Below are 23,354 nucleotides of genomic sequence, written 5' to 3'. Positions count from 1 at the left end.
AGTAAAATAAATAGACACCTGTGAGTGTCTATTTATTTTATGAAAAATTTAGTTTAATTCATTTAAGTAATGAACAAGTTCCGATGCTTTAGAGAAAAATGGAGAATGATCAGCTTCTAAAGTAATAATTTTCTTGCAAGGTGTTTCTGTATTCATTCGGCGCTGAAAATCAATTGGAATCGCTCTATCTAGAGTCGTTTCAATATAAATGCGATCTATGGCTCCAAAGTTTTCTTCAGATATTTTCAGCTCTTGTTGGAAGGGTCCTAATGGTTGAGGACGCATTTGATTAAAAGATGCTTCTTTAATAGAACCGTCTTCTGTAGCATTTAAAAATGTTTGTTCAATTAGATTAGGTATAAGTTCAGCAGTCAAGTCATTTTCATTTATAGTGAATTGCGGGCCATCTTCTCCGTCTAATTTACTACCAAGACTTTCTCCATTTCGTGGTAAGAAAGCACAAAGATATACTAATTTATCGATTTTATTTGGTATAAGTTCAGCAGTTTGAGTAATAACGATTCCACCCATACTATGTCCAACAAGAATAACCTTTTCATTTTGTTGATTTATATTAGCTGTTACTGCATCAACATAGGAATCTAACGTTATATTTTGTGAAGGAGTTGTATCTTTCCCACTTCCAGGTAAGTCTAGTGTAATAACAGTGTGACCTAAAGCCTCTAGTTGAGGTTTTACTAATTCCCATGCCCATTCACCTTGCCATGCTCCATGTACTAAAATGTAAGTACTCATTTAATCAACACTCCTCTAGGGTATATAAGTTTCATCTATTTGTAATATTGATGATGTATACTCAGTGTAAATGAAGTGGTTTCATAAATATAATGAAGGTTATTTATAGATGATATAAATATATTTTATATAAGGAGAACAGAATGAATGTTTTTGATTTTAAAGTCTTTACATATGTGGCTCGTTTAAATAGTATTAGTCTGGCAGCAAAGGAATTACATATGACACAGCCAGCAATAACCCATATTATTAACAAATTAGAGAAACGATATGCTATAACGTTATTTGATCGCTCTAGACAAGGAACGATTCTAACTGAAAATGGCAAAGAATTTTTAGTTGGTGTGAATCGACTTCTAATGGAGTATGAAAAACTTGAGGAAACAGCTTTCCAGTTGAAGAATAAAAGCTTGTATAAAATTGTACTAGCTACGTATCCTTCCGTTACTGTATATTGTTTGGCGGAGTGTATTCAACTAGGGAATATTGATCATAGTCAATATGTACTTGCAGTTCGAGAAGGAAGCTATCAAGAAGTGTTAGATTGGCTATCATCAGGTAGTGCAGATTTTTCTATTTCTATAAAAGAAAATTTAATACAAGGATTTCATTATGATGTCATTGGTGAAGATCCGTATGTTATGGTTTCTTCAAAAAAAGTTCTGCCTAACCTTACTATTAATGATATAAAAAATTATCCTTTTATTATGCCACTTTCTGGTTGCAAAGAAGTGCTCGAACCGTATTTGATGAAAAATGAAATAACAGTTAATAAAGTGATGGAGTCAGAATCAATTAGTTCAGCATTAGCACTTACTATACAAGTTAATGGCATAACAATCGTTCCGTTATCAGGACTACATAAGCAAATTATTCATGACTTCATTGTACAGCCGATAGAAATTACAATTCCACGACAACTTATTATGCAATGGTCACCTAAAAAAGAGAATGACCCGCTGTTTCTCGCGTTTGTTAAGAATTTATTAGCTCAACTACAGCAAAAGAAAAAATGAATATAATATTACAAAAGATAAGCTCATTTCACTAGAGCTTATCTTTTGTATGTATTACCAATAAAGAGCAGTATCATAAAATCCGATTAAAATAAGGAGAAAACCAGCTATACGCTGAATGCTATTTCCTATTTTCCTACTCTTCTTTAGTAATGCCCCGTTTAATCCCAGATAGGAGATGAAGGACATTAATACGACGATAGGAAGCGCAGTTCCTATCGAAAAGAACGTTGGAAACAAGTACCCGTAATTAAATGATAAAGATAAAGGGATTAACGTTCCAAAAAATAGAACGAACATAGTCGGACAAAAAGCTAAGGAAAAGAAGAATCCGAGTAAAAATGAACCAACTTCATTTTGATTTCGTATAAATTTAATCGAGAAGAAATATCTTCTTTTTATAATACCTGACAACAGTAGCCCCATTAAAATTAATAGGGGTCCCATCATTTTTCGTAACCATGGAAAATACAAAGTCAATATTTGCTGAATCTCTTTTCCTAAAAACCATACTAATAGTCCAAGCGTCGTAAAAGCCATTATTTTTCCTAAAATGAATAAAAGTATATGTTTCCATACATGTCCCTTTTGTAAAGATTGGTTGCTATAAAGTGTAATAGCACTAATGTTTCCTGTTAATTGGCAAGGAGCAAGGGTACCTACTATGCCTAATAAAAACGAAAATAAAAGAGGTACAGATTTCGTAGCATTCGCGGCATCCATTAAAGGAGACATGAGTTGATAGCTCCATTCACTTATTGTTGAAAACACGTTATATTCACCCTTCTACTTAAATTGGAATGTTCCTTCATTAGCAATCTGCTTCCACGTATTACCCTCATCTGTAGAGAGGAATACATTTGATTTCATTGTAGCAAATACGATTTCGGCTGAATTTTGAGGGTTTTGTGAAATATACATAATTGCATCTTTAGAATCTAAAGGTGGAATTTGTATGTTTGTTTCTTCATTTGTAGCAATTGATTTCTTCGTTACGATTTGCTTATTAATAGGGGCGTAAATAACATCTTCATTACTTAATGTAATTGCGGTCGATTCAAGTGATTTAGCGAATAGTTCAAATGTATTTCCGTAATCTGTAGATAAGTAAACACCGTCTTTAGCACTTACCGCGACTACACTAGATTGATTCGGATGTACTGAAAAGGAATGAATCGTACTTGAAAGACCTTTTAACTTACTATTTTTCCATTCTTGTCCGTTGTTCGTACTGAAATAAAAACCTTGTTGTAATTTAGAATTAGGGCGTTCGTTGTATAAATAAATTGCTTCCGTATTATATCCGACAGCAAGGTTATGAAAATCGGATTCTCCATAAAACGCTAGCTTTTCAAGGGTATTACCGCCATCAGAACTTTTCAATAATCCTAAAGGATTTTTTAAATTTGCACCTGGTTCAGGGTGACCACTGGCAAAGAATCCGTTCTTCGTTGCCTGAAATCCCATATAATCATGTAGCTCAGTCTTAGTTTTAAACCATTTTCCATTTTGATAAACTTTTATCCCGCTATGAGTGGCGATAGAAATCCCAGACATATTTCCTGCATAACCAATTCCGTGAATGTGCTCGATTTTTCCAGATGTAATTTCTTTATAGAAGTCTTGCGGACTCGTATTTGCTGTTTCTGTATTTTTTGGTTGAGATTGCGCCGTTTCGTTCTTCACTGGTGCTGTTTCGAAGTTGCTAGAACATCCAGAAATTATTAATAAAGAAGTAATTGCTAAACCTGTTGCTACATAATGTTTCAAATTTGTAGACCCCTTTCCTATACATGAGATTTTAAGTATATGGAATAAATATCAAGAAATTGTGGAGTGATATGCATAATTTAGCGTGGAAGGGGCCCTAGTAATGAAAATTCTCCTTTTGCTATGAGTATAATTAATTGACGAAAAATTATAACAATAATAGAATGAATTGTATTGATGATTAGTTTCACAAGCATACATAGAACACTAGGGGGATTATTATGAAATCAACATTTTTTGCTCAAAATAGAGAAAGACTAACGAAAACATTACCTGATGAATCCGTTACGATTTTATTTGCGGGACAAGCACCGCATATGTCAGCTGATGCACATTATAAATTTGTACCGAATCGTAATTTTTACTACTTAACGGGAATCGATGAACCAAATGTTATTTTTATGCTGAAAAAGTTTGGGAATAGTGTAGAAGAGACACTTTTCATTGAAAAATCAGATCCAGTAATGGAAAAATGGGTTGGGAAGACAGTTTCTAGCGAAGAAGCAGAGGGAATTTCAGGTATAAAGAAAGTTTTATATTTAGATAGCTTTGAAAAAGCAGTATCAAATATACTCTTTACAGAAAATGCGAAGCATCTATATTTAGATATAGAACGTCGTGAGTGGAATGGTACGGAGACAAAAACATTAGCGTTTGCTAAACATGTAAGAGAACAATACCCACATGTAACAATTGGTAATGTATATCCGAACATTTGTGAATTACGAGTTTTTAAAACCGAGGAAGAAATTGAAATTATTAAAGAAGCGATTGCTATAACGAAAGACGGTATTTACAACGTACTTAAGCATGCAAAAGCAGACATGATGGAGTATGAATTAGAAGCTCAATTTGATTTTACACTGAAATCATCTGGCATTAAGCATCATGCGTTCAATACAATTTTGGCAAGTGGTAAAAATGCTACAGTTCTTCATTATGAAGATAATGATGCACAAATTCAAAATGGTGATTTAGTATTGCTAGATTTAGGTGCTCAAAAAGACTACTATAACGCTGATATTAGTTATACATTCCCGGCAAATGGAATATTCTCTAGTCGTCAAAAACAAATTTATAATATTGTATTAAAAGCATTAAAAGAAACAACAGAGATTATTAAGCCGGGATTAAAGTTCGCTGCATTAAATGAGCATACAAAAAAGGTACTGGCAGAAGAGTGTAAAGCAATTGGTTTAATTCAAGAAGATGAAGAGTTATCAAAATACTATTATCATGGTGTCAGCCATTTCCTTGGTTTAGATACACATGATGTAGGAACATATAAAGATAGAATGTTAGAAGAAGGTATGGTTATAACAATTGAACCTGGTCTTTATATTGAAGAAGAATCAATTGGAATTCGTATTGAAGATGACATTCTTGTAACGAAAGACGGGTATGAAAACTTGTCAAAAGATATCATTAGAGAAGTTGAAGAAATTGAAGAATTTATGAGTGTAAATAATGAACATGTAAAAGGAAACCAAGCTGTAGTTAAATAATAAAAGAGTCATCACTAATTTATTTGAACTTTATCTCGAATCGTGGACAATTAAAAAATCCATGATTCGGGATAGGGTTCTTTTCTTCGAAATACTAATCTTTAATTATTAATCCTAATAAAGTAGCAAACTGAACAGCTTGATATGTTGATACTTTACATCCTCTTAAATCGTTCACTGAAACTGTAAGTGTATCAAAGGTAGAAGAACTAATATCTATCCCCTTCAGTGATGTCTGATCAAAATTAGCTTCATCAAGACTACATAATTGGAATTCAACTTTTTTAAGTTTACAGTCAAAAAAATCTGCATTATTTAATGAAGTTTCATTAAATATAATTTTTTCTAGTTTAGAATTCCCAAATGCTGCTAAATTCAAAATTGAATTCTCAAATTTAACATTTCCTAAGCTAGATTCTGCAAAATTAACCCCGATTAATTTACTGTTTTTAAATTCGACTCTATGAACAGAAGAATTGCTTAAATTAACATTTGATAAATCGCAGTTTTCAAAACAAACATCTGTAATATCAATATTGCTAAAGTCTGTATTAGTGAATTTACAATTCTTTATCACTGCATCATACAATCGCACTCTATCTACAGATTCATTTTCGAAAGTGGAGTCTATAATTTCACACACTTCTAATGTTGGATCTTCTTCATAAAAAATATCTTGAAAATTCTTTGAAGATAACTCTGGTGAAATTTTTGGTCTATCAATTTTCATCGTATATCAATCCTCTTCTATTTGATATATTTGTGTAATTTGAGTCCATTGTCTGTAAAGAACATTAGTTCTTATTATACAAAAATCTAAGTTCTTTTGTGAAGAGCATTTTAGCTACATTTTTCTTATTTAATAATAGCAGTGTTATTGTTTCTTAAGAAATAACGTCAAAACAAATACGAGAACGGCTAATATAGTCGCTACAAGGAAAGCATTTTGTATTTCTAAAATATTCGCCTCTTGTAATGTCTCCGCTTTTAGTAATCTTCCAATTAGCTTACGTAAGATTTAATTACATCTCCTTATTTTCTTGAAAATCAACTTCTATAATGATTTTGAAAAAGAAAAAGGAGGGATTTTCCATGAAGCGATTTGTATTAGTAGCCATTACAGTCTCTGTAATATTTTTAATTGCTGCCTGTTCTGTGACGACAAATACAACAAATGATCATAAAAATATGAATGATAAAAAAACACTACAGACTGAAACAGCTACAACACCATTGAAGGTTGAAAAAGGACCAGAAGTTACTTTAATAGCGAAAGAAGAAAAGCAAAAATTAAGTAACGGTGTTATTGTTCCAGTCTGGACATTTAATGGCTCATCTCCTGGTCCAGAAATTCGGGTGAAAAAAGGTAAAAAGGTGAAAGTGACATTAAAAAATGAATTATCTGTACCAGTATCCATTCATTGGCATGGATATCCTGTCCCAAATAACATGGATGGAATTCCAGGCGTGACACAAGATGCAGTTGAACCAGGAAAAAGTTTCACTTACGAATTTGAAGCGAACGTACCAGGAACGTACTGGTATCACTCGCATCAAGATTCTGTAAATCAATTAGATAGAGGTTTGTATGGAGCGCTCATTGTAGAAGATACAAAGGAAAAATATGATAAAGATTACACATTAATGTTGGATGAATGGGTTACAGATAAAGAAGAAATTAAAAAGCAGTTAAAAGAAATGACAAAAGGGCAAATAGGTAATAAATCTAAAGGTGATGAAAATACGAAAAAGAATGACGATAAGAACGGCATGGATCATTCCGGTATGGACATGGGCAGTGATCAAAAAGACTCTGGCAATATGACAGGAATGGACCATGGAAATATGAAGATGGAAGGTCATGATATGAGTATGTATGATTTATTCACAATCAATGGAAAAAGCGGTGATTTAGTAGTGCCATTGAAAGTGAATAAGGGAGATAAAGTTCGTCTTCGACTCGTTAATGCTGGTTATCTATCACATGATATACATGTTCACGGTCATGATATAAAAGTAATTGCGACAGATGGTCAACCAATAAACGATCCAAAAGTTATAAAGGATAAAGTAATTTCAATCGCACCGGGTGAACGTTATGATATTGAATTTACTGCTAATAATCCTGGGAAATGGTATGTTGAAGACCATTCAAAAAATAAAGGTGCAAAAGGAATGAAAGCTGTTATTGAGTATGATGGCAGCAAAGAGATGAAAGATAAAACAGACGAAAAAGAAAAATTACCGAAAGTAGATATAATGAAATATGGTACTAAAAAATTAGGTAGTTTCACGTTAAATCAAGAGTATACTGCCACATATAATATGGACTTAAATACGCAAATGAATGGAAATGAAATGGTATATACAATTAACGGAAAGGTATTTCCGGATATTGACCCAATTCAAGTGAAAAAGGGTGATTTAGTAAAAGTGAGATTGGTAAATCGTTCTAAAATGGATGATCACCCAATGCATTTACACGGACACTTTTTCCAGGTGTTGAGTAAAGATGGAAAACCGATAGAAGGTTCTCCAATTGTAAAAGATACATTGAACTTAAAACCGGGTGAAGAATATGAAGTAGCCTTTGTAGCAGACAATCCGGGTGAGTGGATGTTCCACTGTCACGATTTACACCATGCTTCAGCAGGGATGGTAACGGAAGTGAACTATACAGATTATAAATCTGACTATGTTCCAAACCAAAACATTCCTAATAAGCCAGAATAATAGGAAGCAGTTATCCTATGGATAGCTGCTTATTCATTTTTGTTGCAAGTACTAATGTATATGTTGATTATGCCCAGGTGAAGGAGTATGATTTGGAAATGTCGCGAATACGGCAACGATAATTACTACACTAATTGAAAGTAATAACAAAAAACGCTGTTGGATAAAAGTAGAAAAGTTCTCCGATAATAATTGAATCACACAGAACATAGTAATCGTTATAGTAAGTAAAAGGCTAATGAACAATATACTATGAGCTTGTTGAGCGTTTAACATTTCTGTAATCATTGCTCCCATCATACTTGCCATTAATCCAGAGAACATTCCTTCTAAAGCAGTATATAGGTGAAAACGTAGACCGATTAAGAAACCGATAAAACCACTAATTAAAATAGCAAGCAAAGTAGAATATAGTAATTCCCCCTTAAAGAGAATGCCTAAGTAAAAACCAATACTTAAACCGATACTCATACTAAAAGACATAATAAATACCATATACTCCATTAGGGTACCCTTACGTTTAGAAATATAGGATGTAATAAGAATCGAGGTACAGCAAAGTGTTAAGGTAGTTAACGTATAAGCAAACATTATGATACCTCCTTGTCCTATCGTTCATTTCATCATATGTTTATATGGAGGGTACTTATGCTTATTAATATCTGCATATTATCTGCACAATTTCATAGATGTAAGCAAAGGAACGCTTGATTTTTTAGGGCGTCTTTTTTAATTATAAGCATGTGAAAGAAATTGTTATATTATGAGTTTCTATTGTGAAGGCATAAAGAATAAGCGTATAATATTATAGGTCTCCCATTTGCGAGACAAACCGCGAATGATAAATAAGATTGTTGTTTTATCATCGCTTCTAAACATATAGACAATGAAAGTAACACTGGAATACAGATAGGGAGTTATAAAATGAAATTAATTATTGCCGAGAAACCAGATCAAGGGTTGGCTCTTGTTTCACAGTTTAAATATCGCCGGAAAGATGGATATTTAGAGGTAGAAGCGAATGAGTTATTTCCAAATGGAGCGTACTGTACATGGGCAATTGGTCATTTGACGCAGTTATGTAATCCAGAGCATTATCACGCAGAGTGGAAAAAATGGTCACTTAATACATTACCGATGATTCCAGAACGTTTTCAATTTGAAGTAACAAAGTCAAAGTATAAGCAATTTAACGTAGTGAAACAGCTGTTACATAATCCTCAGGTAACAGAAATTATTCACGCGGGCGATGCTGGGCGTGAAGGGGAACTGATTGTACGAAATATTATTAATCTTTGTAACGTGCAAAAGCCGATGAAACGTCTATGGATTTCATCTTTAACGAAGCAAGCTATTTACCAAGGATTTAAAAATCTACTTGATGAATCAGATACAATTAATACGTATTACGAAGCATACACAAGATCTTGCGCTGACTGGGTTGTTGGTATGAATGCATCACGTGTCTTTAGTATTTTGTTAAAGAAAAAAGGAATGAATGATGTATTTTCTGCTGGTCGTGTCCAAACACCAACGTTAGCATTGATTGTAAAGCGAGAGAAAGAAATTGAAAACTTTAAGTCAGAGCCTTTCTGGGAAGTGTTTGCAACCTTTAATATAGAAGGAAAGAAATATGACGGAAAATGGGAAAAGGATAATGAATCCCGCTTAAAAGACCCTGATATGGCGAATAAAATTGCGGCATTTTGCCAAGGGAAACCGGCTGTTGTGAAGGAAATGAAAACGGAGCGTAAAGAGTTTCAGCCGCCGCTTTTATTTAACTTATCATCACTGCAAGCAACGGCAAATAAAGCCTTTAAGTTTTCACCGAAAAAGACGCTTGATATAACGCAAGCACTCTATCAAAAAGGGATTGTTTCTTATCCACGTTCAGATTCTAACTATGTTACACAAGGAGAAGCAGCGACGTTCCCTGATATTTTACAGAAGTTAAGTCAGTTTGATGAATATAAAGGCTTATTACCGGCTCCGGTTGAATCCATTATGAATAACAAGCGTTATGTAAATGAAAAGAAAGTAACAGATCACTACGCAATTATTCCGACAGAGCAAGTTACAAACCCAAGCAGACTATCAGGTGATGAAAAGAAAATATACGATATGATCGTAAGAAGGCTTATTGCAGCTCATTATGAAGTTGCAATCTTTGACTATACAACGATTGTAACGCTTGTAGATGAACGTGCTGAATTCATTTCAAAAGGAAAACAGCAAATTCAAGAAGGTTGGCGTAAAGTTATTTTCCAAGACGATAAAGATGACGAAACCATTCTTCCAATTGTAGCTGAAGGCGAAGAAGGAAAAGTTGTAAAGGTGAAAGTGAAAGAAGGAAAAACACAGCCACCGAAGCGCTATACAGAAGGACAACTTATTACGTTAATGAAAACAGCTGGTAAGTATTTAGAGAATGAAGAGCTGGAGAAAGTATTAAAGAAAACAGAAGGTTTAGGTACGGAAGCGACTCGCGCAGGTATTATTACGATGCTGAAAGACCGTAAGTATATAGATGTAAAGAAAAACCAAGTGTATGCGACTGATAAAGGAAAAGTATTAATTACCGCAATTGGTGATAAAATACTAGCTTCACCGGAAATGACTGCGAAATGGGAACAACGTCTTGCGGAAATTGGTGAAGGTACAGCTTCACCAGCTACATTTATGGAACAGACGAAAAAGCTATCAGCTAAAATTATTGAAGACGCAGTGGAAATGTCTGAGAAGTGGGATTTCACGGGACTACATGTTGAATCGATTGAACGGAAAGGATCGAAATTTACAACGGGTAAAAAGGTTGGTAGCTGTAAAAAATGTGATGGTGATGTAATTGATAAGTCAACGTTTTACGGTTGTTCTAACTATAATACAACGCAATGTGATTTTACCATTTCAAAGAAGATATTAAGTAAAACAATTTCGCAAAAGAATATGACAAAGCTCTTAAAAGGTGAAAAGACTGATTTAATTAAAGGTTTTAAAAAGGGCGAGAAAACGTTTGATGCGAAATTAGAGTGGAAAGATAATAAGATTAATTTTGTATTTGAGAATTAATTTGTTAAAAGAGCATGACATAAAACTGTCATGCTCTTTTGTTTTTCTTTTATTTAAAATTTAACGATAAAAAAAATCCTTTAAATAATAATTTTTTATTGTAAAACGATAAATTTTGTATTAAAATCAAAATCATAATAAATGAGTGAGGTGCTTTTGTTAAAAGGTAACAACCTTATTTTTAAAATTAGAGGAGGTATAACTATGAACATTAACAATTTGATTGTTAAAAATATGGATAACCCCCATGAGTTGGAGAAGATGTATAGAAAAGATCCGAAAGCTTTTAAAAAAGCATTCTCACAAGCATGGGACCAAAACCCTGATTCCCAGGTTCTAGGTGCTTGGTATGAAAGGTTGCATTTCAAGGAGAAAGTAAATAAAGAAAAAACATCTTTGTTTCAAAAAGGTTTCTTATTCATGGGCCTTTTAGCTATTCTGGCCGGCATAAGCACCAGGATCATTTTCCACTTTGTTGAGCAGGAAGCAATTGCTCCAATTAACTTGGCTTTTGGTGTAATTCCCTTTATTGCTGCTTATTTTGTTTACAATAATACTCCCAAAAAAAGTATTATTTATTCCCTTGCAGCGTTGTTCCTTATTTCCGGGATGTATCTTAATACGTTGCCATTAAATTATAAAGACAGTACCATTCTTGCTTATTTACATCTTCCTATATTTTTATGGGTCTTAGTAGGGCTTGCGTTTACAGGAAATGAATATTCAAAAGGCAGTACAAGATTAGCCTATATAAAATTTAATTTAGAATATTGTCTTCTCTACGCCAGCATGGCAGTGAGCGGAATGATACTAGCAGTATTCACCATGCGTTTATTTAGCTTTGTTGACTTAGATATAGGAGAATTCTATTTTAGTAATGTTGTTTTATTTGGAGCAGCGGCTCTCGCTATTGTGGCTGCATACTTAGTATCAATGAATCTTAAGCTTGCTAAAAATATTACACCATACATATCTAAAATTTTTAGTCCTCTCGTCCTGATCACGTTGCTTATCTATCTTATAACGGTAATTTGGGTCGGGAAAAATCCGTTCTTGGATCGCAATTTCCTAATGGCCTTCAACGGAATCCTCCTTGGTGTATTGGCTGTTACCATATTTTCTATCGTTGAAAGTGACTCGGACGAGAAAAAGAATATTTCAGATTATATAAATTTTTCCTTAATTGTTCTGGCGCTTATTATTGACACTGTCGCATTGTCAGCCATAGTATTTAGACTTTCTTCTTACGGGATTACACCTAATAGACTTGCTGTTTTAGGAGTAAACATACTGATTTGGGCAAATCTCATTTGGATTATGTTTGCCTATATGCGTTTCTTGCAAAATAAATCAGGACCAAAAGCTATCCAAGATGCCGTTACGAAGTATTTGCCAATATACGGACTTTGGGCAGCTTTCGTTATATTTACGTTTCCTATCATTTTTAATTAGAAAGGATCTGTTAATGCGGGAGTGGTGAGGGCTAATAATCATTGGGGGATGAACAAAACCCCCAATGATTAAAGTTTCACTTTATTACAATTGGTATTATTACGTTTGTAGTTTCGGTAATTTCATTTGTATTGATAAATAAGAAATAAGAAATAAGTGTTGTATGTAATCTTTCCATAATAAAAAACGTCCCAAAATGGGACGTTTTTTATTATGCGTATTGCCGTTTTTTCTTAATAAGCAACAAAACTTGTGAAACACAAGCTAGTACCGGTAACTCAATCAACGGTCCAATAACGAGTGCAAGTGCGATAAGAGGCTCGTCTGGAAAAGCTGTTACAGCGATAGCGAGTGCAACAGGTGAGTTTCTTGCTAACGTTGTTAAGCTTAGACTTACTGTATCTTTGTAAGATAAATGCATGATGCGTCCGATAAATTGTCCTAGTAAAAAATTAATGATGAAGAACAATAGAACAGGAACGAGTAATAATAAAACGACATTCATATTTTGCAGTAAATATTTACCTTGTGATGCAAACATCGCTACTATTGCTAAACTTAAAAATACAATTTGAGCAGAGCTGAAAAACGGAATGAGTTTATTCTCGAGAGTTTCAGCTTTTTTCATTTTATTCATAATGAATTTTGTAGCGTGTGCAAGTATAAATGGTAAGACGATTACGATAACAATACTTTCTACTAAAACAGAAACCACTACAGTTTTCATGACACCAGCAAATAAAAATAAATAAATTGGAAGGAGTAGTACTTGCAAAATTAAATTTACAGGTAAAATTGCAGTAGAAAGTGCTACATTTCCTTTCGCTATTTCAGTAAAGATTAAGTACCAATCTGTGCATGGAGTAACCATTAACATTATAAATCCAACCCAAAGTGCTGGATGATCTGAAAGAAATAGTGCTCCTAATCCCCAAGCGAGTAAAGGGGTCCATAAGAAGTTAATAGTAAGACTTGTTCCAGCAAATTTTAAATTGCGAAATCCGTTTTTTATTTCTTTTAATGGGATGCTGAGGAATAATCCATATAGCATAAAAAATAAGAAGGGAACAATAAACTTGTCTGAATACGTATGTATCATATTAAATTGTCCGAGTACGATGCCGCATGTAACAGCAAAAAGAATAATAAAAGTTTGAATCTTTTCTATAGTGCTCATGAATAAATCCTTTCTATATATGAATTTTCCTCTCTAAGTTTATTATACAAGTAATAAAGATGTATTTGGTGTTCAATTGTATTTTAGTTAATATTTTTAAATTGAGATTTTGTTTTTTATTGAAAGTTACTTGACTAAAGTAAGTGACTATATTACAATCACTTACATAAGGTAATTAAATAACAAAAAGTTTTGATAGCTTAACTTAAGGTATCTATTGAAACTTTTTCTTAGAATAAGAATTTTTATGATGATGAATAATGAATATGAAAAGAAAGATTAGGTGAAGAAAATGGGACTATTTAGCTCATTATTTGGTAAAAAAGAAGAAAATAAGAATGTAGAGGGGAATAAAAAAATGTCAAAAGTATTATTTGTAAAAGCAAACGATCGTCCAGCGGAGCAAGCAGTTAGTTCAAAAATGTATGAAACATTTGTAAGTACTTATAAAGAAGCAAATCCAAATACAGAAATTATGGAATTAGATTTATTTGCATTAGATCTTCCTTATTACGGAAATATCGCGATTTCAGGTGGATATAAACGTAGCCAAGGCATGGAGTTAACAGCTGAAGAAGAGAAGGCAGTTGCTACAGTAGATCAATATTTAAATCAGTTTTTAGAAGCTGATAAGGTTGTATTTGCATTCCCATTATGGAACTTTACAGTACCAGCACCATTAATCACATATATTTCATACTTATCTCAAGCTGGAAAAACGTTTAAATATACAGCAAATGGCCCAGAAGGTTTAGTTGGTGGTAAAAAAGTAGTTGTGTTAGGTGCTCGTGGTTCAGATTACTCTTCAGAGCAAATGGCTCCTATGGAAATGGCAGTTAATTACGTAACAACTGTACTTGGATTCTGGGGAATTACAAATCCAGAGACAGTTGTAATTGAAGGGCACAATCAATATCCAGATCGTTCACAACAAATTGTTGAAGAAGGTCTAGAAAACGTTAAAAAAGTAGCAGCGAAATTTTAATTCATGATAGTAAATGGAAAAACCAACATGGATGACCGTGTTGGTTTTTTAGTCTATTTTTCATGTTAAAAAATGTATATTTATAAAATAAAAGAAAAGTTCGAAAATAGTATTGCAAAATATTATATAGCAAACTATAATGAGTTCAAGAATAGTTGATACTTAAATTAAATATTCAGAAAATTCAATTAGTTAAAATTGGAAAATGAGATAAGGAAATTTGAATGGGGGTTATAATATGGCGAATAAAGTACCGTTTTCGTTCATAGTAGTTATTGGATTAATGTTATTTGCACTATTTTTTGGAGCAGGAAATTTAATTTTCCCAGCGATGCTTGGTCAATCAGCAGGAGAGAATGTATGGATTGCTAACGCTGGATTTTTAGTAACTGGTGTTGGATTACCATTACTAGGTGTACTAGCATTTGGTTTTTCAGGTAAAGATGATTTACAGTCATTAGCAAGTCGTGCTCACCCAGTGTTCGGGATTGTATTTACAACAGTTTTATACTTAGCGATCGGTCCGTTATTTGCAATACCGAGAACAGGAAATGTATCTTATGAAATTGGTCTTAAGCCGTTTATGCCAGAGGGAGTAGGTTCTACACCTTTAATTCTTTTCACAATTATATTCTTTAGCATCACTTGTTTTTTTTCGCTAAATCCCGCGAAAATTGTCGATATTGTTGGAAAAATTTTAACGCCAATTAAGTTGACTTTCATCGGTATTTTAGTAATCGTTGCTTTTATACATCCGATTGGAGATATGCAAGCACCAGTGGAAGCTTATACATCACATGCATTCTTTAAAGGATTCCAAGAAGGATACTTAACGATGGATACGCTCGCATCATTCGTATTCGGGATTATCATCATCAATGCTATTAAAGAAAAAGGTGCGAAAACGAAAACACAAATTATGGTCGTTTGTGCAAAAGCGACAATAATTGCAGCATCTATTTTAGCAATTATCTATACAGCTCTTTCTTATATGGGTGCTTCAAGTGTTGCAAAGCTTGGACATTTAGAGAACGGCGGAGAAGTATTAGCGAAAGTTTCTAACTACTATTTCGGATCATATGGCGGAGTATTATTAGGATTAATGATTACAGTAGCTTGTTTAACAACTAGTGTGGGACTTGTATCAGCATGTTCTTCATTCTTCCATAAGTTATTCCCAAATGTTCCTTACAAAGCAATTGCAATCACACTATGTGTATTTAGTGCAATTGTTGCAAACGTAGGATTAACACAGTTAATCGCAGTTTCTGTTCCAGTATTAACAGCAATTTATCCACTAGCAATCGTATTGATTTTCTTAACATTCTTCCATTCATTATTCAAAGGAAGAGCTGAAGTTTATCAAGTGAGCTTAATCGTAACATTTATCATCAGCTTATTCGATGGATTAAGTGCAGCTGGAGTTAACATTGAAGTAGTAAGCCAAGTGTTCACTAAATTCCTTCCGATGCAGGAAGTAGGATTAGGCTGGATCTTCCCAGCGATTATCGGTGGATTTATCGGATATGGCATTAGCGTTGTAAAAGCAAAAAATCAAGTTCAACCAGCAACTAGAGCGGATAAGAAAATAGGTTAAATAAAAAAGTTATAGAACTTGTTTCTATAACTTTTTTTGTTACTATTGATAAGGATAGAAAAAATAAAGTAGTAGGGGAAATAAAATGAAAAAAACAATTGATCATATCGGCATCGCAGTTCGAGATATAGATAGTACGATACGTTTTTATGAAAATGTGTTACTAGGAACTTTAATAGATCGTTACGTAAGTGAAGCTCCTGGTGTGGAAAGCGAAGTAGCCATTCTTGAAGTGGATGGAGATAGAATTGAATTACTTGCACCGACGAATAATACGACGTCGCCAATTGCCAGATTCATCAAACAAAAAGGTAAAGGTGTACATCATGTTGCATATCGAGTAGATGATTTAGATGTAGCTTTAGAAGAGTTAAAGGAGCAAGGCATTCGAACGTTAGAGCATACACTTCGAATTAATAAACACGGCAGAAGATTAATTTATCTTAACCCAGCGGATACTGAAGGAACGATTATCGAGTATTGTGATTATCCGGAAGAGAAATAGAAGAGGGATATTTTTTTAAAGGTGTTACGTAATAACGTAATACCTTTTTATTTATGTATTTCACATTTTCTTCACAAATGATTCACGATAACTTTTCTTCTTTGATAACTTACATAAATATATTTTATGATATAATAACAATCGACTTTAAAAATGTAAGTTGTATCTATCGTGATAGTTACTATCATATTAGAAGTTTAAAGGTGGAAGAGAAATAAAGAGTTATACTTTCTAGAAGTTTATATTTAATCAGGTTAATATTTCGCCGGAGAATCAAACTTCGGAAGTTAAAGTAATGAAAATAGAGCGATGAGGAAGAAAGAAGTGAAATGAGTGTGAAAGTAATGAGAAGATTAGGGACATGGTTATTACTTGCGTGTGTGCTTATCATATTGATACCGAAAAGTGCATCTGCTCATGCGTATGTTGTGAAATCAAACCCTACGGAAAATGAAACGTTGAAGAGAGCACCATCTGTTGTGAAAATTGAATTCGATGAGGACATACAAGTTTCACGTTTTAATACATTGTATGTGAGAGATACATCAGGTAAAAGAGTCGATTTAAAAGATGCTCATATTGATAAAAAAAATAAAAAACTATTAGAAGCCGGATTAAAAGAAAATCTCAAAAATGGTCTCTACTCTATTCAGTGGAAAGCTATTTCAGCTGATGGGCATCCAATTCAAGGGGTTATTCCATTCCGTATTGGATTAGCGGAAGCGGGAACAGACGATGTACAAGTGGAAGAGATGGGGTATGTCCCGCAAATCGATATGATTATGGAACGTGGGATTCTATATACGAGTTTCTCGCTATTTTTAGGAGTTCTCTTCTTTAATCTTATTATGTATAAAGGGAATGCAACCTCGGTTCGATCAAGGAGTAAGAACATAATATGGATCTCCTTATTTGGGATATTTATTAGCTTGTTATTCAACCTACCATTGCAAGCGAAAATAAATGCCGATGTTTCGTGGCTAGAAGCATTCAACCCTTTACTATTAAAAGAAACATTACAGCTTTCTGTTTTTGGTTATGTATGGATTACTCAAATGGTTCTCATTAGTACGCTTATAATTGTTACGTATTTTGCGGTGAAGCATGAGAAGTTTTCGTCGTTTAAAGTATGGAGTATTCCAATACTATTGTTTATAGGGTTACTTGTTATGAAGGCCTTTAATAGTCACGCATACGGTTTAAAGTTTAAAGACATTGCTGTCGTTATGGATTTTCTACATTTATTCGCAGCTTCATTATGGGCTGGTGGTTTATCATCTATTATTCTTCTTTTACGTAATGAGGATAACAAGTGGCATATGTATTGGGATATGATTAAGCGTTTTTCACCGTGGGCAACAGGTGCTGTCATCGTGATTTTAATAACAGGCCTTTTTAACAGTACATTTTTTATTCCAACAATCCACTCGTTATTTGATACGAAGTATGGATTGGCTTTATTAACAAAGATACTTTTATTCATTTTCATGGGGATATTGGGAATTATTCATTATGTGAAAGGGAGAATGCGAGCACAGCAAGGATTAGGAGCTACGGTGAAAGTAGAGTTTGTCATTGGAATTATCATTTTCGTAATCGTAGCTTTTATGACAAACGTACAAACACCACCGATGCCTCCTACTGGACCATTTACAGAGAGTAAGCAATTAGATAATGGATATGAACTTACGCTAAATGTAAGTCCGAATAAGGTAGGTCAAAATAAATTCCATATTACACTAAAGGATGAAAAGGGACAGCCTATTACTGATATGGAACAAATGATATTGACGACTCAATCATTAGATATGAACATGGGAAACGGTTCATTTAAAGTTTCAGCAGTTTCACCGGGAGAATATGAAGCAGAAGGTATGTATATTAACATGACAGGAAACTGGAATATACATGTTCATGGATTAACAAAATCTCTGGATAGCTTCGATACAGATTATAAATTTATTGTAGGTGGCAGATAAAGAGGCGTTATAGATGAAAGGGAGTTAATAGAAAATGAAACGTATAAAAAAATTAGGAACAACAATGATCGCAACAATAATTGCAATGGGAATCTTTTCGTTACCTGTTAGTGCTCATGTGACGGTAAAGCCAGAAACTTCTGATGTTAATTCATGGGAGACTTACACAATAAAGGTACCAGTTGAAAAAAATATAGCAACAACAAAAGTCACACTAAAAATACCGTCTGGCGTTGAGTTTCAACAGTATGAGCCAGTGCCAGGGTGGAAAGTGGAAGCGCAAAAAGATAGTGCTGGAAAAGTGAAAACTGTAGTATGGGAAGCGACAGGAGAAGGGATTTTAACCGGTCAATTCCAACGATTTACTTTCGTCGCTAAAAATCCGGATAAAGAGCAAAAAATAGCTTGGGATGCATATCAACAATATAAAGATGGAGAAATTGTTGAATGGACAGGCGATGAAAAAGCTGAAAAACCACATTCACTTACTACAATTGCAAAAGGTACGTCATTAACAGGAGAACATGGTGAAGTGTCTAGTGTAGAAAAGAATGAAGGCACTAGTAATATGCAAGTAATAGCGATTGTCTTATCTATTTTGGCGATTGTATCGTCGGTTGGTGCGTGTGTTTTTGTAGTACGTCGTAAAAAGTAAGACGTAAGAAAGAGCCTACAAACAGTAGGCTCTTTCTTACGTTTATTTCAATTCAACTTGCTGCCTTATAGCAAGTGCTTTTGGTTTTATATTTACAAAACAAATGCTCACAACAATAAATAATAGCCCAATAAATAAGCTCATTGTAATGGCCTCATGTAAGAAAATTGAACTTAAAATAATAGCGATTAGTGGAATGAGGAATGTATAAGCCCCAACTTTACTTGCTTCACCAGCTCCAACAAGTGTGAAGTATGCAAGCCACCCCATTGCAATAACGAAGAACGAAATAAAGAGAAGTACGCTAACAAATGGTATACTCCAAGCGATACTAGACCAGCTTTCAAACTCTGAACCAAATCCAATTAAGCAAAGCCCGCCAATAATGAGCTGAAGTGTTACCATCCAAATGGAATTAACGCGGTGCCCAGTCTTCTTAATAAATACTGTTCCAAGTGCCCAGCCAATAGCACATCCTATCGCGAGAAGGATTCCGATAATAGAGATATGTCCAGTTAAACTACTAGAGCTAATGACACCCACGCCAATAAATCCAAGAACAAGCCCAAAAATTTTTAAGCCGTACATAGATTCTTCAAGCCAAATCCATGAGAAAATGCCGAGTAAAACAGGTTGTAGAAATACAATGGCGGAAAATAACCCAGCTGGCATATATTGAAGGCCTACAGTTTGTAATCCGTAAAATATAATGATGTTAAGTAAAGAAGAAATAACGTATAAATGCCAAGTTTCTTTTAAGTGTAACTCTTTGTATTTCGGTAATGCGAAAAGGAGTAAAATGAATCCTCCAATTAAAGTTCGAACGCCTGCAAATAAAACGGGTGGTGTATAATGCAGGGCAAACTTAGATAAAGGCCAATTGATTCCCCACATGAAAACGAGAAAGGTAAGGATTATGGCCGTCTTAGTTCGAGAAAGCTGTGTCACGGTAAGACCTCCTTGTTGTTATTCATTTCACTATGATATGATATCGACTGTAATAAATAAAATGAATCTTTTTTATGGGGAGTATAAGTGATTAGTTATGACCATTACACAACTGCAAGTATTAATAAAAACCGTTGAGTTAGGTAGTTTTACGAAGGCAGCTCGGGTGTTAAATATGACGCAGCCAGCTGTTAGTCATGCGATTTCAAGTATTGAGTCAGAGATAGGAGTTACGATTCTTATACGTGATAAACGAAAAGGATTAATTGTTACGGATGTAGGAAACAGAATTCTTGTACATATTAGAGAGATTTTGAACGGTGTAGAGAAGATTGAACAAGAAGTTGCGATGGAGAAAGGGCACGAAGTTGGGACGATTCGAATTGGGAGTTTTCCGAGCGCTTCTGCACATTTCTTACCCAAAATGATAAACCTTTTTAAGGAGAAGTATCCGAACTTAGAAGTCGTTCTTTGTGAAGGAACGATTAAAGAAGTTGAAGATTGGTTAGTATCGAGGGTTATTGATATAGGAATTGTTATTTTGCCTAATAAAGATATGGAGATTGTTCCATTAACGAAGGGGAAAATGGTTGCTATCTTAAGAGAGGATCATCCTCTCTGTAAGAAGGACGCTCTTACAATTTGTGATTTAGAGAATGAACCGATCATATTATGTAAGGGTGGATACGAACCACCCATTATTGATATGTTTAAACAAGCAAACGTACCACTTCGGGCTGAATATGTAATTTCGACAGTTACTACAGCTTTAAATATGATTCAAGAAGGATTGGGCATTGCAATATTAGCTGAATTATCTTTAACGAATTTACCAAAAAATGTGCAAACGAGAGAATTGGAACCACAAGTATGGAGAGAAATTGCTTTAGCTGTTCCTTCATTAAAGGATTCTTCAATCGCTGTGCAGCTATTTATTGAAGAATTTCAATCGCTATTTGCAGAATAAAAAGAGGTGTCTCATATATCATAATGGGACACTTTTTAATTTACTTATAAAAAATCTATGAAAAGGATTGACTTATTTTTTGGTTGTAACTATAATGATTACATCGAGGTGGTGATTACGATGAAAATTAGTAGCCGCTTTTCCATAGCTGTTCATATTTTATCTATTTTGAAAAACAATCCATCTTCACTTTGTACTTCAGACTATATGGCTGAGAGTGTCAATACAAATCCAGTAGTCATTCGTAAAATCATGTCGTACTTGAAACAAGCTGGCTTTGTTTACGTAAATCGTGGACCGGGTGGCGCGGGATTACTAAAGGATTTATATGAAATCACATTGTTAGATGTGTATCATGCAGTGAACGTAGTCGAAGAAGACAAGCTATTTCATATTCACGAGCAACCGAATCCAGATTGTCCAATTGGGGCGAATATTCAAGCGGTGTTAGAAATTATTTTAATTCAAGCACAATCCGCGATGGAAGAAGTTTTGAGAAATATTACAATGGGGCAGTTGTTTGAGACTTTGCAAGAAAAAATGAATGCTTAAATCCTATTTATATTTTTTTGTCATTAATGTAACTGATTTGATTACAACAATAAAGGTAAGGTGTAAAAGTTATGACTGTAAAAATGAAAGTATACTCAGATTTTATATGTCCGTTTTGTTTTTTAGCAAAAGGTCCATTAGATGAGGTAGCGAAAGAGAAAGATGTAGAGATTGAATGGATGCCATTTGAATTACGTCCAAGTCCATATTCAAAAATAGATCCATGGAATGAACCAGAAAAATTAGGTTCATGGGATGCTTTCATTCTTCCGACAGCGAAGAAGTTAGGAATTGATATGCGCTTGCCACGTGTTTCACCACATCCATATACACATTTAGCTTTCGAAGGATGTCAATTTGCGAAAGAACGTGGACTAGGTAATGAGTATCATCACCGCGTATTCACAGCATTTTTCCAAGAAGAGCAAAACATTGAAGATATTGATGTGTTAACAAAATTAGCGGTAGAAGTAGGACTTCCTGAGGCGGAATTTAAAGATGCTTTAGTAACTCGTAAATATAAAGAAAAGCATCAAGAAGCAATTCAGCACGCATATGATGAAGCGAATATTATGGCTGTTCCAACTGTCATGATTGGAGATGAAGTCATTCAAGGGCTTGCTAGTAAAGAAACACTAGAAAGGGTCATTGATAAAGAAATTGAAAAGGATAAAACAAATTCATTTGAAGGTATGCAATGTAATACCGATGGATATTGCTAATTCGCTTGTTATGAAATAACAAAATAAATTATAAAACAAACATTTGGAGGAATTAAAATGTCAGCAACTACAACAAACTTAAAAGAAGCAATCGTGAACCGCCGTTCAATTCGTAAAGTAGCAAAAAACGATGCAATTACGAAAGAAAGAATTGAAGAAGTGTTAAAAACAGCTTTACACGCACCAACATCTTTCAATATGCAAAGTGGTCGTATGGTTGTATTAATGGATGGAGAGCATGAAAAGTTTTGGGATATCGTTAAAGAAACACTAAGAGCACGCGTACCAGCAGAAAACTTTGAAGCGACTGTAGAAAGACTAAAAGGCTTCCATGCAGGTGTAGGAACAGTTCTATTCTTTGAAGATCAAGCAACTGTAGAAAAAATGCAAGAAAATGCCCCATTATACAAAGATCAGTTCCCATTCTGGTCTCATCAAGGAAATGCGATGTTACAACATACTGTGTGGATGCTATTATCGGCTGAAGGAATTGGTGCATCATTACAACATTACAACCCAATCGTAGATGCTGAAGTGAAAGAAACTTGGAACATTCCAGCAGAGTGGAGCTTAGTAGGTCAAATGCCATTTGGTGAACCAAACGAACAACCAGCAGAAAGAACGTTCTTGCCTACTGAAGATGTAGTGAAATTTTATTAAGAAATACAATATGTAACGAGAAGGAAGCTGTGCTTAAAAACAGCTTCCTTTTTGTAGTGGTGTTAATTTATGCGCATTTAGGGAAGAAATATAAGAAATAATACGGTGAGAAGGGAATTAGAAAAATGAATGATGAGAAAAAATATACAGTGGTAGGTACTGATGTTGAGGAAGTAAAGCGTTTAAATAAAAATTCAGGATTAACGTATAATCAAGTGAAAGAAATGTTAGCAAAGCAAATGCAAAAAAAGAAGTAATTAGATTGAAATCTTTCATTTTTTCATTTAGCATTTTGATTGGAGAGAG

22 protein-coding genes are annotated in these 23,354 nt (G+C 34.1%); 15 read left to right on the top strand and 7 right to left on the bottom strand.

What is annotated here, in order from left to right; translation table 11 throughout:
- Positions 1-48: 48 nt before the first annotated feature.
- Positions 49-756: an alpha/beta fold hydrolase gene (locus tag AC1Q8L_RS03080; protein WP_000109165.1), complete on the bottom strand. Its 708-nt coding sequence runs from the start codon at positions 754-756 to the stop codon at positions 49-51.
- 143 nt (positions 757-899) lie between these two features.
- Between AC1Q8L_RS03080 and AC1Q8L_RS03075 the strand changes: the two genes are divergently transcribed.
- On the top strand, positions 900-1,772 hold the full coding sequence (locus AC1Q8L_RS03075; RefSeq protein WP_001100327.1) for a LysR family transcriptional regulator: 873 nt from the start codon (positions 900-902) through the stop codon (positions 1,770-1,772).
- A 54-nt stretch (positions 1,773-1,826) separates the two neighbouring features.
- On the opposite strand, the gene AC1Q8L_RS03070 is transcribed toward AC1Q8L_RS03075, so the two are convergent.
- Both AC1Q8L_RS03070 and AC1Q8L_RS03065 read right to left on the bottom strand, forming a co-directional pair.
- A complete protein-coding gene (locus AC1Q8L_RS03070) occupies positions 1,827-2,543 on the bottom strand; it encodes an urease accessory protein UreH domain-containing protein (RefSeq protein ID WP_219993459.1) in 717 nt (238 codons plus the stop codon).
- 15 nt (positions 2,544-2,558) lie between these two features.
- A complete protein-coding gene (locus AC1Q8L_RS03065) occupies positions 2,559-3,542 on the bottom strand; it encodes a F510_1955 family glycosylhydrolase (RefSeq protein WP_000683841.1) in 984 nt (327 codons plus the stop codon).
- 221 nt (positions 3,543-3,763) lie between these two features.
- On the opposite strand from AC1Q8L_RS03065, the gene AC1Q8L_RS03060 reads away from it, so the two are divergent.
- The gene (locus tag AC1Q8L_RS03060) at positions 3,764-5,047 is read left to right on the top strand and encodes an aminopeptidase P family protein (protein ID WP_000842978.1); all 1,284 of its coding nucleotides are present in this window, start codon (positions 3,764-3,766) and stop codon (positions 5,045-5,047) included.
- A gap of 94 nt (positions 5,048-5,141) precedes the next feature.
- Here AC1Q8L_RS03060 and AC1Q8L_RS03055 read toward each other — a convergent pair whose 3' ends face one another.
- On the bottom strand, positions 5,142-5,777 hold the full coding sequence (locus AC1Q8L_RS03055; RefSeq protein ID WP_000687268.1) for a pentapeptide repeat-containing protein: 636 nt from the start codon (positions 5,775-5,777) through the stop codon (positions 5,142-5,144).
- A gap of 362 nt (positions 5,778-6,139) precedes the next feature.
- Here AC1Q8L_RS03055 and AC1Q8L_RS03050 point away from each other — a divergent pair, with 362 nt between their 5' ends.
- Positions 6,140-7,780, top strand: coding sequence for a multicopper oxidase family protein (locus AC1Q8L_RS03050; protein WP_000820042.1), 1,641 nt, complete (start codon positions 6,140-6,142; stop codon positions 7,778-7,780).
- A 51-nt stretch (positions 7,781-7,831) separates the two neighbouring features.
- Here AC1Q8L_RS03050 and AC1Q8L_RS03045 read toward each other — a convergent pair whose 3' ends face one another.
- Entirely contained in the window at positions 7,832-8,371 is a 540-nt protein-coding gene (locus AC1Q8L_RS03045; protein ID WP_000458540.1) for a hypothetical protein, read from the bottom strand.
- A 333-nt stretch (positions 8,372-8,704) separates the two neighbouring features.
- Between AC1Q8L_RS03045 and topB the strand changes: the two genes are divergently transcribed.
- Positions 8,705-10,849, top strand: coding sequence for a DNA topoisomerase III (gene topB / locus AC1Q8L_RS03040; protein WP_000766771.1), 2,145 nt, complete (start codon positions 8,705-8,707; stop codon positions 10,847-10,849).
- A gap of 204 nt (positions 10,850-11,053) precedes the next feature.
- Positions 11,054-12,301: a DUF4153 domain-containing protein gene (locus tag AC1Q8L_RS03035; RefSeq protein WP_001024718.1), complete on the top strand. Its 1,248-nt coding sequence runs from the start codon at positions 11,054-11,056 to the stop codon at positions 12,299-12,301.
- Between the two features lie 211 nt (positions 12,302-12,512).
- Here the strand turns inward: AC1Q8L_RS03035 and AC1Q8L_RS03030 are convergent, their stop codons facing one another.
- On the bottom strand, positions 12,513-13,478 hold the full coding sequence (locus AC1Q8L_RS03030) for an arsenic resistance protein (protein WP_000103816.1): 966 nt from the start codon (positions 13,476-13,478) through the stop codon (positions 12,513-12,515).
- A gap of 292 nt (positions 13,479-13,770) precedes the next feature.
- Between AC1Q8L_RS03030 and AC1Q8L_RS03025 the strand changes: the two genes are divergently transcribed.
- The 5 genes from AC1Q8L_RS03025 (at position 13,771) to AC1Q8L_RS03005 (ending at position 19,199) form a co-directional block, all read left to right on the top strand.
- Complete coding sequence (locus tag AC1Q8L_RS03025) at positions 13,771-14,463, top strand: FMN-dependent NADH-azoreductase (RefSeq protein WP_000522501.1); 693 nt, start codon at positions 13,771-13,773, stop codon at positions 14,461-14,463.
- Between the two features lie 238 nt (positions 14,464-14,701).
- Positions 14,702-16,060 (top strand): branched-chain amino acid transport system II carrier protein, encoded by a 1,359-nt coding sequence (gene brnQ, locus AC1Q8L_RS03020; protein WP_001284785.1) that lies wholly within the window; start codon positions 14,702-14,704, stop codon positions 16,058-16,060.
- A gap of 85 nt (positions 16,061-16,145) precedes the next feature.
- A complete protein-coding gene (locus AC1Q8L_RS03015; RefSeq protein WP_000750850.1) occupies positions 16,146-16,565 on the top strand; it encodes a VOC family protein in 420 nt (139 codons plus the stop codon).
- Positions 16,566-16,894: 329 nt separating this feature from the next.
- A complete protein-coding gene (locus tag AC1Q8L_RS03010) occupies positions 16,895-18,544 on the top strand; it encodes a copper resistance CopC/CopD family protein (RefSeq protein WP_000114327.1) in 1,650 nt (549 codons plus the stop codon).
- A 34-nt stretch (positions 18,545-18,578) separates the two neighbouring features.
- On the top strand, positions 18,579-19,199 hold the full coding sequence (locus AC1Q8L_RS03005) for a YcnI family copper-binding membrane protein (RefSeq protein WP_000821388.1): 621 nt from the start codon (positions 18,579-18,581) through the stop codon (positions 19,197-19,199).
- Positions 19,200-19,241: 42 nt separating this feature from the next.
- Here AC1Q8L_RS03005 and AC1Q8L_RS03000 read toward each other — a convergent pair whose 3' ends face one another.
- Positions 19,242-20,147, bottom strand: coding sequence for a DMT family transporter (locus AC1Q8L_RS03000; RefSeq protein ID WP_492339401.1), 906 nt, complete (start codon positions 20,145-20,147; stop codon positions 19,242-19,244).
- A 97-nt stretch (positions 20,148-20,244) separates the two neighbouring features.
- Between AC1Q8L_RS03000 and AC1Q8L_RS02995 the strand changes: the two genes are divergently transcribed.
- The 5 genes from AC1Q8L_RS02995 (at position 20,245) to AC1Q8L_RS02975 (ending at position 23,305) form a co-directional block, all read left to right on the top strand.
- Positions 20,245-21,114, top strand: coding sequence for a LysR family transcriptional regulator (locus tag AC1Q8L_RS02995; protein WP_000156761.1), 870 nt, complete (start codon positions 20,245-20,247; stop codon positions 21,112-21,114).
- A gap of 120 nt (positions 21,115-21,234) precedes the next feature.
- Positions 21,235-21,666: an Rrf2 family transcriptional regulator gene (locus AC1Q8L_RS02990; protein ID WP_000704085.1), complete on the top strand. Its 432-nt coding sequence runs from the start codon at positions 21,235-21,237 to the stop codon at positions 21,664-21,666.
- A 71-nt stretch (positions 21,667-21,737) separates the two neighbouring features.
- Positions 21,738-22,388, top strand: coding sequence for a DsbA family oxidoreductase (locus tag AC1Q8L_RS02985; RefSeq protein ID WP_000216673.1), 651 nt, complete (start codon positions 21,738-21,740; stop codon positions 22,386-22,388).
- Positions 22,389-22,445: 57 nt separating this feature from the next.
- On the top strand, positions 22,446-23,048 hold the full coding sequence (locus tag AC1Q8L_RS02980) for a nitroreductase family protein (RefSeq protein ID WP_001277011.1): 603 nt from the start codon (positions 22,446-22,448) through the stop codon (positions 23,046-23,048).
- 125 nt (positions 23,049-23,173) lie between these two features.
- Positions 23,174-23,305: a hypothetical protein gene (locus AC1Q8L_RS02975; protein ID WP_000997344.1), complete on the top strand. Its 132-nt coding sequence runs from the start codon at positions 23,174-23,176 to the stop codon at positions 23,303-23,305.
- The last annotated feature ends 49 nt before the right edge of the window (positions 23,306-23,354 follow it).

The sequence above is a fragment of the Bacillus sp. GW823-FHT06A11 genome (genome assembly GCF_058795355.1).
This window is presented reverse-complemented; position numbering and strand designations above follow the sequence as displayed.